This window comes from Sphingobacterium sp. SGL-16 (assembly GCF_011043515.1).
GTDB classification, from domain to species: Bacteria; Bacteroidota; Bacteroidia; order Sphingobacteriales; family Sphingobacteriaceae; genus Sphingobacterium; species Sphingobacterium litopenaei.
In genome coordinates this window covers 84,180-97,545 of record NZ_JAAKGQ010000007.1, presented here as the reverse complement: position 1 = coordinate 97,545, position 13,366 = coordinate 84,180, and the positions used below count along the sequence as shown (strand labels likewise).

The following is a 13,366-nucleotide window of genomic DNA, read 5'->3' as shown; positions in this document are numbered from 1 at the left end:
GGAATATTCCGCCAAATTGTGAAAACCACTACAATAATTACGACTATGGTGAGTGCTTTATTGCCATATAATTTGTTGTAAAGTTTAAATTCTTTGGCTGTTGGATTTTTTTTTAGTTTCAAATAAATCCAAAATAGTATATAAGGTGTAAATATAAAAATCAGCGGATTTTGACAGAAAGCTGCTTTGAACTCCCCGTTTAAAAACAAATGTGCTGCGCGTTGTGTGCCGCAGGTAGGGCAATCAAAACCAGTTACATGTTTAATAGGGCATGGAGGAAAGAAATTATATAGCATAGGATTGTATACTTTGTAAATCAAGCCTATAAGCCCTGCTAGGCTTAATAAAGCAAACCCTATTACTATTCTTTTAATACTCATGAACTTTTTCATAATCTAGCTTTACTAATGTAGGAATAATTGCTGTATTGCTTATATCATGGAATCTTCTTTTCTTAATTATTTAATAAGTTAAATCAAGTAAATAAATTTCCGAAACTCCCCTTCTTTATTTGGATTATTTCAATTAATGCATTTAGTTTGTTTCTCTTTGAGAAAATTATCCTCTTTTTTTTTATTTAGAAGCTAACTTATTTTAAGGAATGAAAAGACTCTTAATTACTTTGAGCATTTTGCTTTGCGTTTTTTGTGTAAAGGCTCAGGAATTGCTCTCACCTTCAGGAAATTTTAAATTAGAATTTAACCTCAATGAGCAGGGGACACCAATTTATCAATTATCGTATAAGGGTAAAGAGGTTATCAAACCAAGTAAATTAGGGTTGGAGCTAACTACTAATCTCAAAAAGAAAGTTATAGAGGATAGTGATTATGCGACACTTACTTACCATACTAATTCCTTATATGATAATTTTACACTCATAAAATCTAGTAAGAGCAGCTTTAATGAAACTTGGAAACCTGTATGGGGCGAGGAGAGTGTAATAAAAAATCAGTATAATGAGCTTTTTATAGAATTAAATCAATCTGGATCTAATCGAAAGGTTAATTTGCGTTTTCGTCTGTTTGATGATGGTTTAGGTTTCCGCTATGAATTTCCTCTTCAGAATGAAATGAAATATCTTGTTATCAAAGATGAAAAAACAGAATTTGCATTAACTGGAGACCATACGGCTTGGTGGATTCCTGGTGATTATGATACGCAGGAATACGAATATACACAATCCAAGCTTTCTGAAATACGGGGTAAGTTGAAAAGAGCTATCACTTCTAATTTATCGCAAACACCTTTCTCTCTAACAGGTGTACAGACAGCATTACTAATGAAGACAGTCGATGGATTGTTTATTAATCTTCATGAAGCAGCCTTGATTAATTATTCTTGTATGCACTTGAATTTGGACGATCAGAATTTCGTGTTTCATTCGTGACTTACACCTGAGCCCAATGGCACGCGTGGTTCATTGCAAGCGCCTTCTAATACTCCATGGAGAACAATAATAGTAGGCGAAAAGGCAACAGATATTTTGGCTTCACGCATTACTTTAAATTTGAATGAGCCATCCAAAATAGCAGATGTATCCTGGATTAAACCAACAAAATATATAGGCGTATGGTGGGAAATGACAACAGGTAAAAGTTATTGGTCTTATTCTTACGATTTACCCGTGATTCAAATAGGCACTACGGACTATTCTAAACTAAAACCACATGGTCGTCACGGCGCTTCGAATGAAAACGTAAAAAGATATATAGATTTTGCATCGAAACATGGATTTGACGCGATATTAGTAGAAGGTTGGAACATAGGCTGGGAAGATTGGATTGGTAATGCGAAGGATCATGTGTATGATTTTGTTACGCATTATCCTGATTTTGATGTACAGGGCATTCAACAATATGCTAATGTGCGGTGTAAAAATGATTATGCATCACGAAACATCAGGATCTATTCGCAACTATGAACGATATTTGGATACGGCATATCGTTTTATGAATGAATTTGGCTATGATGCGGTGAAAAGTGGATACGTGGGAGATATTGTTCCGATAGGGAATTATCATTACAGTCAATTTGTTAACAATCACTATCAATATGCAATAGAAAAAGCAGCTGATCACAAAATAATGGTAAATGCACATGAGGCTGTTCGTCCGACAGGAGTTAGCCGTACTTGGCCAAATTTGATTGCGAATGAATCTGCACGTGGGACGGAATATCAGGCTTTTGGTGGCACAAAAACACCTCATGTGACAATTCTTCCTTTTACAAGAATGATTGGTGGTCCGATGGACTTTACGCCAGGGATTTTTGAAATGGATTTTAAAAAGGTGAATCCAGGTAATAGCTCTTATGTTAATTCCACTATTGCAAATCAACTGGGATTGTATGTGGTAATATATAGTCCTTTGCAAATGGCTGCGGATTTGCCCGAAAATTATGAACGCTTTCCAGATACTTTTCAATTTATTAAAGATGTGGCAATAGATTGGGATTATAGTAAATATTTGGAGGCAAGCCCTGGAGAGTATGTTACAATCGCTCGAAAGGCGAAAGGAGAAAATAAATGGTTTGTTGGTAATGTAAGTGCAGAAGCTGGGCATAATTCGGTGATAGATTTTAGTTTCTTGCCTGCAGGTAAGAAGTACGAAGCTACTGTCTATGCAGATGCCGCAGATGCACATTATAAAACAAATCCTCAGGCATACACTATCAAGAAGCTACAAGTGACTAATAAGACCAAATTCAAACAAAAAGTAGCTCCTGGCGGAGGATATGCCATTAGTATTATAGAGAAATAGGTTTAGATAACTTAAATATGAGGAGTAGGTGGTAACAGCAATTTGTTGCCACCTTTTTTATTGATATGCATGTTAAAGTGTCACACACAAATAAAAAAGCGACTCTTTTGAAGTCGCTTTTGTAGCCCGTAGGGGAATCGAACCCCTGTTTCAAGAATGAAAATCTTGCGTCCTAACCCCTAGACGAACGGGCCGTTATTTGTTTCGGTGTGCAAATATAGTTTTAATTTTTTGACGTACAAAAAAAAGTGAAAAAAAATTGTTATATATGTATGCTTATACACTTCTAATTATGATAAAGTTCCAACATACTACACTTATTTTATTGTTTCTCATGAGTTTGGTTAATTTGCAAGATACTGTTGCTCAGGGATATAATTTAGATTTAGTCCTTCATTGGAAACCTTCATCTTCTTATAATGGAAAGAATAATCTCGGATTGTCACTTGTGATAAAAAATAATGGTCCTAAAGATTTTTTATTATCTGAATGGGATTTGTTTTTTAATTCTATGTATCCAGTCCTCGATGCCACTACTTCGGATTATGCTATTAAAGATCTACGTGGCAATCTTTTTAAAATTTCTTTTACAAAGAATCTGAGAAAGAATGATTCTATTCAAATTGATTATACCACAAAATATCCTATTTCGGGAGTGTCAACTTTACCAAATGGATTTTATCTTCTCAATAAGGCTGATAAAAAAACGTTTGTAGGGTTGAATAATGTCACTTATGATCCTATTAAATTAAGAGAAGAGGACAATAGAGCATTTTTAGAAAAATTATATGCTAAGAATTCAACTTTTGATAAATCGGCTAAGCCACTTTTGATTTTTCCTACTCCAAAATATTTAAAACGATTAGACGGAAAATTTTATATCAATAGAATCCTAAATGTTTATGGCATTGAATCAGATTACATCGTTTTTTCTAGGGAACTAAATAGACTTTTTGTCAGCCAATCCATTTCTTCTAAAGAAGAAGCAGATATTTTACTGATTCCAAATACTTCCTTAAGCAAGGAAGCATATAATCTGACTATTTCAAAGAAAAATATTACGATAGAATATGCTACTTCGACTGGGTTGTTTTATGCGCTACAAAGCCTCAAGTCACTTCATAAAGGATTAGAGAATAAGAGATCTTTGCCTTGTGTAGAGGTGAGAGACGTGCCGCGTTATGGCTATAGAGGTTTTATGTTGGATATCGCGCGCAATTATCGTGACAAAGCTGTTGTATTGAAGTATCTTGATTTGATGGCTGAAAATAAGTTAAATGTGTTGCATTTTCATTTTATAGAGGACGAAGCCTGGCGTATAGAAATCCCAGGATTACCCGAGTTAACTGAAGTTGGCGCGGTTCGTTCGCCTTTGTATCATTTGGGGCAATCTTTGCAACCTGCCTATGGTTCTGGAGTGGATCAAGCGAAAAGATTTTTGACACGTGATGATTTTATCGAGATATTAAAATACGCACAAGAAAGACACATCCAAGTAGTACCAGAAATTGAGACACCGGGACATTCTCGTGCTGCCATTAAGGCGATGGAATCTCGTTATCACAAGTATATGAAAGCAGGGAATAAACAGGCCGCTGAAGAATATCTATTGCACGATTTTGAAGATGTTTCGGAATATAACACTGCTCAGAATTTTGGTGATAATGTGTTGAATCCAGCATTGCCTTCTGTCTATCGATTTTTGGATAAAGTGTTGGCTGAGTTTAAAAATATGTATGCAGAGGCTGGAGTGCCTTTCGAAAAAGTTTCATTAGGAGGGGATGAAGTTCCTCCGGGCGTTTGGGAAAAATCACCTAAAATTAAAGCACTGATGCAAAAGGAAGGTTTAGCAAGCGTATATGATGTTTGGACCTATTATATTTCAAAAATAAATGATCTGTGTATTAATAAGGGATTAAAACTAGCGGGATGGGAAGAAATCGGAATGGTGAATAAGGGATCAGGCATGGTGGCAAATGAGGAAATGCCTAATAAACAAAATATGCAATTGGATGTGTGGAACAATATCATTGGGGGTGGCCAAGACGATTTAGTTTACAGGTTAGCTAATGCGGGTTACCCGACCGTATTAATTAGTGCCTCCAATACTTATTTTGATATGATGTGGGATACTACTTTTGAGGAGCCAGGACTTAATTGGGCTACTTATGCCGATTTGTATCATTCTTATTCACTTTTCCCTGAAGATTATTTTGCAAATATTCACACCTATTATAGAGGTGAAAAACTGGACAAGTCATATATAAATAAACTTGAACGCATTACAGAAAAAGGAAGATCAAACTTTTTGGGAATAAAAGGAGGAGTGTTTGCGGAAACATTAATAGGAGATGCGAATTTGGATTATTTGGCTTTTCCAAGATTTTATGTGTTAGCTGAGCGCGCTTGGTCTCCTCGTAGAGCATATGAAAGCGAAGCTACATACAATAAAAATAAATTCGATAAAGATTATATTTCTTTTGCCCATCGTGTAGGAACTGTGGAACTTCCTTCTATTGCAGATAGCATTAGTTTTAGATTGCCACGCGTCGGCCTCAAAATGGAAAATGGAATTTTAAGAGGAAAAGCAGAGTATGGTGATTTTCCTGTTTATTATACAACAGATGGTACTATCCCCTCTTTGAAAAGTAAACGATTCGATTTAAAGAATGGAATAGCTGTTGCTTCGGGTCAAAACATAAAAGTAGCCGTGGTGGATGATAAAGAAAGAATTGGTCCACTGTCTTGGATAGTTATTCCATAAAAACAAAAACTGCCAGATACAATCTGGCAGTTTTTGTTTTATTAATATTTTTTACTGATGTGTGCCATTTGAATGGCTGTAACAGCAGCTTCTTCTCCTTTGTTACCGTGTTTGCCGCCCGCTCGATCTGTTGCTTGCTCTAAATTGTCTGTCGTAAGCACACCGAAGATAACTGGCTTATTATATTTTATAGACACATTACTTATTCCATTTGCCACCGCATCGCAAATAAAATCGAAATGTCTAGTTTCTCCTTGGATGACACAGCCTAGACATATTACGGCATCAAAATCTTTATTGCGTAATACAATGTCTGCTCCTGAGATCAATTCGTAACTTCCAGGTACTTCAATGATGTCAATATCTTCTTCTTTTCCTCCATTTTTTAATAAGCTTTCAATAGCGCCGTTCAATAAAGCTCCAGTCACTTGAGCATTCCATTGAGATACTACGATAGCAAATTTAAACCCTGCTGCACTTTGGACTTGAATATGAGAGAAATCGGATAAATTTTTAAGCGAACTTGCCATAATTTTCTTCTTTTAACTAAAAAGGCTGCTTGATAGCAGCCTTAATATATAATGATAACTTAATTCAATTATTGTTTTGCTTGTACACGAGCTAAAGGACCATCAATAGTCGAAGCTTCGTTACTTTGAGGATAATCCGTTTTAATTTGTTGATATGCCTCTTCTGCTTTTTTGTATTCGTTCAATTGTTCGTAAACTAATCCTAATTTTTTAAGGAAAAGAGGAGTAGTGTAAGAATTTTTAGATTTACCAACAGCTTTGCTGTAATAGTCTGCAGCATTTTTGTAGTCGTGGCTATCTGAATATGCATCACCAATCAAACCTACAACCAAAGGATCTACAATGTCACTTCCTGTATCAGAATATTTTTTCAAATAATTGATAGCTTCTTGAAAATTACCTTGACGTAGATATAAACCACCTAAATAAGCGTATGCAATATTTGCTGATGGTGTATTCGAATATTCGTCTGCGATTTCTTTTAGACCAGCAAAATTGCCGTCACCTTCGATAGCTTTCTTTTGTAAAGAATCGATTAATACATATTCTTCGGCTTGATACATAGCATCAGCAGCTGTTTCAACTCTAGGTGCTAGGTACAATTTTTGGTATCCAATATATAAAAGAATTAATACGACAATAGCACCCAAAATAAAAATTAGGCTCTTTTGATTGTCTTGAAAGAAAGATCCTTTTTGATCTGTAGAATTAAGATTTGTTGACATTAGTTTATATTAAATATACTATGGAACGCAAAAATACACTTTTATTGAAAAATTCCAATACTAAAAGCTAGAAAATGCTAAATAGATTATTCTTTCGTAATGGTGATGCTAGGATGATCTAACGTCTCATATTCAGAATTTTGACTTTTGAATTCAGGCACAATCGCTTTCATTTGTTTTACAATATTAAATTGATGTTGAGTTTTGACAATGTCAAACAATAAATCAATTTGAGCTTTAACATCTTCAAAGCAATTTTCTCTTACTTTAGCAATCATGATTTTCTCATGGTGCGTAGGCATGGTGTTCTCTAAGTCATTCAATAATTCTTCGTATAACTTTTCGCCTGGACGTAAACCTGTGAATCTTATTTCAATGTCTTTGTTGGGCTCAAAACCAGAAAGTTTGATCATTTTTTTAGCTAAATCTACGATCTTTACAGATTTACCCATGTCAAATACGAAAATTTCGCCGCCTTGACCCATATTACCTGCTTCGATCACCAATTGACAAGCTTCAGGGATTGTCATGAAATAACGTGTGATCTCTGGGTGTGTAACAGTTACTGGACCTCCTTTTTCAATTTGTTCTCTAAATCTTGGAATTACAGATCCGTTGGATCCTAATACGTTTCCAAAACGTGTAGTAATGAATCTTGTTCGTTTTTCTACATTATCTTGTTCCAATTTATTATTCAACGCCTGAACATAAATTTCACCGATACGTTTTGTTGCCCCCATCACATTGGTAGGATTTACCGCTTTGTCCGTAGAAACAAATACAAATTTTCTTGCTTTGAATTCAACAGCAAGATTAGCCAAATTTATAGTACCCAATACGTTGGTGCGCACTCCTTCAATTGGGTGATTCTCTACCATAGGTACATGCTTATATGCTGCTGCGTGATATACAATTTGAGGTTTGAATTCCTCAAATAAATAACGCATACGTTCGTAATTTTTTACGTCAGCAATGAATGTATGGTAAATTTGATCTTTAAATTTCTCTTGTAAATCAAGTTGAAGATTGTGTAATGGAGTTTCCGCTTGATCACATAAGATTATGACTTGGGGATCGTATTTACTGATTTGAGCAGCAATTTCACTACCAATCGATCCTGCAGCTCCAGTTACTAATACACGCTTTCCTTTCAATTGTTCTAAGATCGATTCATTATCGATTTTAATAGGTGCGCGTTCTAATAAATCCTCAATCTTGACATTTTTGATATGGTTTACTGACAAATCTCCATTCATTATTTGTTTCGCAGGAGGTAGAGTTAATACCGATATATTATTTTCAAGACATAATTCTATTATTTGAGATTTCTTTTCGGAAACAAGAGATGGAGTAGCAATAATTAACTCGTCAACAGCCAACTTGTTGATTACAGTTGTTAGATTATCAGATTTGTAAATTCTTACACCATCAATGGACTTACCTACTTTGGAAGGATTATCGTCTAAAAACCCTACAATGATTTTATTTGTGGTTAAATCATGGTCAAAAGTTCTTTTTACTGCAATACCTAATTCACCAGCGCCAAAAATGATCACATTCTTCTTAATTTTCTTTGCTGTTCGAGAATATTGGAAGAAAACTTTAATTGACGTTCTATATATAACCAATCCTACAAAAAGTAATAAACTGTATATAATTATTAATGAACTGTCTATTATGTGTGGTGCACGGATAGCCAACACGAAAAGTTTAGCGCCAAATAAAATAATTACAGTTAGTAAATTACAAGATAGAATACGTATAGAGTCAGTAGAACTTGTATACCTTACAATACCAGAATATAATTTAAAAACGACAAAAGAGATCACAGTCGCTCCTAGACACAATAGAAATTCGGAGGCAAAATCATTTGGATTGAAGATTATATTTTTAGTATCTTGATACAAAAAATAAGCAATCAAAAAAGCAAAAATTGCAGCCGTTAGGTCTAGAAAGAATATTACCCAACGTGGTAATATCTGGACATGGTTAATAACTTTAAAGAATTTCATTTATAATTCGTGCGCTTGTATAGTGCAAAGCTATTAAAATTTGGAATATAACTATATATTCTTTTTATAATTAATAGGCAAATTAGAGGAAAAATGAAGATATGGCAAAAATCGAAGAAAGTGTGTTGGGACAAACTCAAGAATTATTAAAATCTAATAATAAGACTAAAAGAGAATTAGTTATTGGTATTCCCAAGGAAACGGTTTTTCAAGAAAAGCGTATTGCATTGACACCATTGTCAGTAGCCTTGCTAGTCGAATATGGTCATCGGGTAATTATTGAATCTGGGGCGGGAGATTGTTCTAATTTTTTAGATCACCATTACAGCGAACAAGGGGCTCAGATTGTCTATGATTCCACTCAGATTTATAATGCTGATATCGTTATTAAAATAGCAGGACCTACGGTTGAAGAGGTTCGAATGATGCGTAATAAGCAGATTTTAATGTCATCCCAGCAACCTAGCTTATTGGAAAAGGAAGTGCTGCAGGCATTGATGAAAAAACAAATCACCGCATTATCTTATGAATATTTACAAGATGAAGGCGGCCATTTGACAGTAGTCCGAGCGATGAGTGAAATTGTAGGAGCAACCTCTATTTTAATCGCGGCCGAATATCTCTCTAATATTTTTGATGGCAAAGGGTTAATGCTAGGTGGTATTACTGGTGTTCCTCCTACTGAAATAGTCATCATTGGAGCGGGGACGGTAGGTGAGTTTGCAGCTCGAACTGCAATAGCATTAGGGGCGGAGGTTAAAGTATTTGATAGTTCGGTATATAGACTTCGAAGGTTGCAGAACAATATAGGTTCACGCGTGTATACATCTGTCATACAACCTCTCATTTTGAACAAAGCAATAAAATCTTGTGATGTCGTAATTGGTGCCTTAAGAGCAAAGAATGGTCGTTCTGCATGCCTTATCTCCGAAGAAACTGTTTCGGAAATGAAGCCAAATTCTGTTATCATTGATGTGTCAATTGATCAAGGTGGTTGTTTTGAAACTTCAGAAATCACGTCCCATGATAAACCTGTTTTTAGGAAATATGATGTGATTCATTATTGTGTACCTAATATTGCTTCTCGTGTTGCCCGTACAGCCACATATGCTTTGACAAACATTTTTACGCCAATTTTATTACAAATCGGTGAATGCGGAAGTTTCAGCAGTTTGATATGGAGTCATGCTGGGATCAGAAATGCGGTTTATCTTTATCAAGGAAGTTTGACAAACAAAGATATTGCTGATCGATTCAATATAGCTTATAAAGATTTATCTTTGATGATAGTCGCTAATCAATAAACCTATGAAATTACATCTTACCTTAATCATGACATTATTGTATGGATTTTTGCAGGCACAGGATAAAATAGCCTTGTATTCAGTTATTCCTAACCTAAAAGACACGGCCAATATTGAGAAAAATACCCCTGAGCTGTATAGTTACATCCCGCAAGAAATCAAACATTCTAAAATATTCTTAATCCTTCCGGGAGGAGGATATACCCATCATGCTATGGATCATGAAGGGCATCAAGTTGCCAAACGATTAAATGAGCAAGGGTATTGTGCTTTTGTGCTTAAATATCGATTACCAACTTCAAAACAACAAATCGATAAGCGTATTGCGCCCATTGAAGATGCTCAGCGAGCTTTGATTGTTGTCAAAGAATATGTGAAGGGATTAAAAATTAAGAAGCCTAAATTTGGCGTATTAGGGTTCTCTGCAGGTGGGCATTTAGCTTCAACATTGTCTACACACTTTGCCTCTGATTATAACCATCAGAATTTGTCTTCAAAAGATTTAAGACCTGATTTTTCGGTGTTGGTGTACCCTGTAATTTCTATGGAAGATGGTGTTACCCATAATGGCTCCAAAACAAATTTGATAGGGCCAGATTTTCAGCCTGAAGATGTGATTCGTTTTTCTAATGAAAAGAATATTAATAAAAAGACTCCGCCGGCATATTTAATCCATGCAAAAGACGACAAAGCAGTGCCTATTGAAAACAGCCTTCGCTATCAGAATGAGCTAAATAAGTATAAAATTCCTAATTATTTATTTGTATATGAGAAAGGTGGGCATGGTTTTGGAATGAATAACAAGCAAGAACCATTGGATTGGTTTGAAAATATGCTTGAATGGTTAGAAAATGTTAAACTATGAAAAAACTATTATGGATTATTGGGTTAATTGTATGTTCGTTTATAACAACAAAAGCTCAAGAGTGGAAAGTTAATTTAGGGGAACAAACTCCAAAATTTGAAGTTAAAGCTAAAAATAATCAACTAATTAGTTCTGAAAGCCTGAAAGGTAAAGTTGTTTTGTTGAATTTCTTCGCGACATGGTGTCCTCCGTGTAGGAAAGAATTACCAAGGTTACAAAAGGAAATTTGGGATGATTTAAAATCCAATAAAGACTTAGCCGTTTTTGTATTAGCACGAGAAGAAGGATGGGAAAAAATTGATCCTTTTATTGATGAAAATAAATATACATTTCCTGTGTTTCCAGACTTAAAACGTGAAGTGTTCGGTCTTTTTGCAGAGCAATCTATTCCTCGAAATGTTGTATTGGATAGATCCGGAAAGATTATCTATCAATCCATTGGATTCGAAGATGAAGAATTCTCAAAAATGGTAGAGCTTATTAAAGCTGAACTGGAAAAGAAATAAAATTTAGAATATCTATATCAACTCCTGTTCCTATAGGAAGAGGAGTTTCTGTTTTAACTATAGCGTGTAAGCTAATTTCTTTATTTCCTAAAACATACTCACTATAAAACCCTCTAAATTTGATGTCTAAGATTTTGAAGGTTGAATTCCGATTTTCTTTTACATTGATCCACTCCTGATGTATAGCAACAGAGTCTTCTTGCTGAATATTCAGTATTAAAGCTTGTTCGGGAGAAAGAATATTGCTTTTTGCTAATAAAATCGCAGTATAGTGATGTTTAGGTCGAAAATATAAGTCTTTTGGGTTTCCAGCATCGACAATTTTACCATTGCGCATAACGATTAATGCATCCGCCATTGCAAGGACTTCTGCAGGATCATGAGAGACCAAAATAACAGTCAATCGGGTTTCCATTACAATTTGCTTGATGTCCTGTTGTAAGCCATCGCGAAATGCGGCATCCACTTGATTGAATGGCTCGTCCATAAGCAGCACTTCTGGGTCATTGATTAAAGCACGGGCAATAGCTACTCGCTGACGTTCTCCACCACTCAAATCAGCAACTCTATGTTGAGCTAAATGATCAATACGTAGTTTCTTTAAGATTTCGGCAGTGCGACTTTGTTTATAATCCAAATTGGTATTTGGAAGTTGGGACGCAATGTTATCCCAGACTTTAGCATATAAATTAAGGTCATCAAATCCTTGAGAAACCATTTTCATGGCATCGTGACCTGGAATCAATTTGTCTTTGCGTGTAGGAACCAGCCAACCTTTATAGCGCACTTCTCCTTCATTAGGTTCCAACAGTCCATAAATAAGCTTGAGGAGTGTACTTTTGCCACTACCTGATTCTCCAATAATAGCTGTAATTTTATTTGCTTCAATGTCAAAGGATACATTGTCAACAGCTGTTACATCTTCTTTTCCAGTAAAAATCGAAGTAAGATTTTCTCCGTGAATTGCAGCAACGCCCAATTTTTGAGTATCCGTAGGAATATATTGACAAGATGAAGTAGCCATAAAATAAAAATGCCGAAAATTTCTTTCGGCATAAAAATAGGTTTTATAAATGAATTATTTGGATTAAAATCCTAAACTAATACCAAATGCTAAATTGTTAAGGTTTTTCTGCGCTGGACTTTTTTCAAAGAAATCATTTACATAATATTTTGCGAAGATTCCGAAATCATCGTAACCTAATCTAATGAAAGGTCCGTATTGGAATGAAGCTAAACTGTAATTATCTTTGAATTTTTGTTTACCATTTTCTTTGCTTTTCAAACGTTGTGTACCTTTTAATAAGACACCTGTCATCGCACCAAAAGCCACTTTTACACGTTCTCCTTTCCTGTTTTTGTCACTTCTCCATTCGAAAGTTAAAGGCATGCGGAAGTAAGTTGTGGTAAAAACATTCTTTTTATATTCCACATCCCCGTCTTCATAAGAAATTGGAGAGGTATTTTCATTCAGCAAGATATTTTTCTCTAATCGTAAATAATTCCATTCAAAACCAGCTGAAATATAAGTTTTGAAATTGTCGCTTGCACGAAGCCCGAATTGCGCTACATCAAAACCAAAATTTGATGCTTTTTTATATTTCAAGAATTGATTATCTTCTGATAAAGTAAATGCTCCGTCATCCATGATTCTGGAGAATCCCCAATCTATTCTTGAAAAGGTAATTCCACCAAAGGCACGAGGATATTTTGTGGTTTCATCGCCATCTTTTGCACCAATAGAAATTTCTATATCAGTTTTCTTTTTGACAACAGTTAAATCCTGTGAAGTGATGGTTGTTACAGTGGAAGTATAGCTTTGTGCGACGGCAATATTAACAATACTGAATAAAATAAGTAAGGTACTCGTTATGTTGTAGATCTTTTTCATGATTATATAT

11 protein-coding genes, 1 tRNA gene and 1 pseudogene are annotated in these 13,366 nt (G+C 35.0%); 6 read left to right on the top strand and 7 right to left on the bottom strand.

Annotation, left to right across the window (positions count from 1 at the left end):
• Positions 1-380, bottom strand: a 380-nt coding sequence (locus G5B32_RS04415) for a DUF2752 domain-containing protein (protein ID WP_165290354.1), incomplete at its 3' end; no start/stop codon positions are given.
• A 221-nt stretch (positions 381-601) separates the two neighbouring features.
• Here G5B32_RS04415 and G5B32_RS17610 point away from each other — a divergent pair.
• Positions 602-2,378: pseudogene (locus G5B32_RS17610) on the top strand (glycoside hydrolase family 97 catalytic domain-containing protein); the annotation flags it as partial.
• Entirely contained in the window at positions 2,373-2,759 is a 387-nt protein-coding gene (locus tag G5B32_RS17605) for a glycoside hydrolase family 97 C-terminal domain-containing protein (RefSeq protein ID WP_240898995.1), read from the top strand. The pseudogene G5B32_RS17610 and the gene G5B32_RS17605, both read left to right, overlap by 6 nt.
• A gap of 122 nt (positions 2,760-2,881) precedes the next feature.
• Here the strand turns inward: G5B32_RS17605 and G5B32_RS04405 are convergent.
• Positions 2,882-2,953 (bottom strand) — tRNA-Glu (locus G5B32_RS04405).
• Positions 2,954-3,051: 98 nt separating this feature from the next.
• Between G5B32_RS04405 and G5B32_RS04400 the strand changes: the two genes are divergently transcribed.
• Entirely contained in the window at positions 3,052-5,523 is a 2,472-nt protein-coding gene (locus G5B32_RS04400; RefSeq protein ID WP_165290353.1) for a family 20 glycosylhydrolase, read from the top strand.
• Positions 5,524-5,564: 41 nt separating this feature from the next.
• Here the strand turns inward: G5B32_RS04400 and ribH are convergent, their stop codons facing one another.
• The 3 genes from ribH to G5B32_RS04385 form a co-directional block, all read right to left on the bottom strand.
• A complete protein-coding gene (ribH, locus tag G5B32_RS04395) occupies positions 5,565-6,053 on the bottom strand; it encodes a 6,7-dimethyl-8-ribityllumazine synthase (RefSeq protein ID WP_165290352.1) in 489 nt (162 codons plus the stop codon).
• Between the two features lie 68 nt (positions 6,054-6,121).
• Complete coding sequence (locus G5B32_RS04390) at positions 6,122-6,778, bottom strand: tetratricopeptide repeat protein (RefSeq protein ID WP_165290351.1); 657 nt, start codon at positions 6,776-6,778, stop codon at positions 6,122-6,124.
• An 86-nt stretch (positions 6,779-6,864) separates the two neighbouring features.
• Entirely contained in the window at positions 6,865-8,790 is a 1,926-nt protein-coding gene (locus G5B32_RS04385) for a polysaccharide biosynthesis protein (protein WP_165290350.1), read from the bottom strand.
• A gap of 101 nt (positions 8,791-8,891) precedes the next feature.
• Between G5B32_RS04385 and G5B32_RS04380 the strand changes: the two genes are divergently transcribed.
• From G5B32_RS04380 to G5B32_RS04370, 3 genes are read left to right on the top strand one after another with little or no spacing between them, the layout of a single operon-like run.
• Positions 8,892-10,094: an alanine dehydrogenase gene (locus tag G5B32_RS04380; protein ID WP_165290349.1), complete on the top strand. Its 1,203-nt coding sequence runs from the start codon at positions 8,892-8,894 to the stop codon at positions 10,092-10,094.
• A gap of 4 nt (positions 10,095-10,098) precedes the next feature.
• Positions 10,099-10,959, top strand: coding sequence for an alpha/beta hydrolase (locus G5B32_RS04375; protein WP_165290348.1), 861 nt, complete (start codon positions 10,099-10,101; stop codon positions 10,957-10,959).
• The gene (locus G5B32_RS04370) at positions 10,956-11,465 is read left to right on the top strand and encodes a TlpA family protein disulfide reductase (RefSeq protein ID WP_165290347.1); all 510 of its coding nucleotides are present in this window, start codon (positions 10,956-10,958) and stop codon (positions 11,463-11,465) included. The genes G5B32_RS04375 and G5B32_RS04370 overlap by 4 nt, the downstream gene beginning before the upstream one ends.
• Here the strand turns inward: G5B32_RS04370 and G5B32_RS04365 are convergent.
• Together G5B32_RS04365 and G5B32_RS04360 are read right to left on the bottom strand one after the other, a co-directional pair.
• Positions 11,440-12,489 (bottom strand): ABC transporter ATP-binding protein, encoded by a 1,050-nt coding sequence (locus G5B32_RS04365; RefSeq protein WP_165290346.1) that lies wholly within the window; start codon positions 12,487-12,489, stop codon positions 11,440-11,442. The genes G5B32_RS04370 and G5B32_RS04365 overlap by 26 nt on opposite strands.
• Positions 12,490-12,552: 63 nt before the next feature.
• Positions 12,553-13,356: an outer membrane beta-barrel protein gene (locus G5B32_RS04360; RefSeq protein WP_165290345.1), complete on the bottom strand. Its 804-nt coding sequence runs from the start codon at positions 13,354-13,356 to the stop codon at positions 12,553-12,555.
• Positions 13,357-13,366: the final 10 nt, after the last annotated feature.

Bases quoted from the DNA above. Each gene is read 5' to 3' on its own strand.
- G5B32_RS04400 (WP_165290353.1), top strand. From the start codon at position 3,052: ATGATAAAGTTCCAACATACTACACTTATTTTATTGTTTCTCATGAGT.
- G5B32_RS04370 (WP_165290347.1), top strand. From the start codon at position 10,956: ATGAAAAAACTATTATGGATTATTGGGTTAATTGTATGTTCGTTTATA.
- G5B32_RS04380 (WP_165290349.1), top strand. From the start codon at position 8,892: ATGGCAAAAATCGAAGAAAGTGTGTTGGGACAAACTCAAGAATTATTA.
- G5B32_RS04365 (WP_165290346.1), bottom strand. From the start codon at position 12,489: ATGGCTACTTCATCTTGTCAATATATTCCTACGGATACTCAAAAATTG.
- ribH (WP_165290352.1), bottom strand. From the start codon at position 6,053: ATGGCAAGTTCGCTTAAAAATTTATCCGATTTCTCTCATATTCAAGTC.
- G5B32_RS04390 (WP_165290351.1), bottom strand. From the start codon at position 6,778: ATGTCAACAAATCTTAATTCTACAGATCAAAAAGGATCTTTCTTTCAA.
- G5B32_RS17605 (WP_240898995.1), top strand. From the start codon at position 2,373: ATGGCTGCGGATTTGCCCGAAAATTATGAACGCTTTCCAGATACTTTT.
- G5B32_RS04375 (WP_165290348.1), top strand. From the start codon at position 10,099: ATGAAATTACATCTTACCTTAATCATGACATTATTGTATGGATTTTTG.
- G5B32_RS04385 (WP_165290350.1), bottom strand. From the start codon at position 8,790: ATGAAATTCTTTAAAGTTATTAACCATGTCCAGATATTACCACGTTGG.
- G5B32_RS04360 (WP_165290345.1), bottom strand. From the start codon at position 13,356: ATGAAAAAGATCTACAACATAACGAGTACCTTACTTATTTTATTCAGT.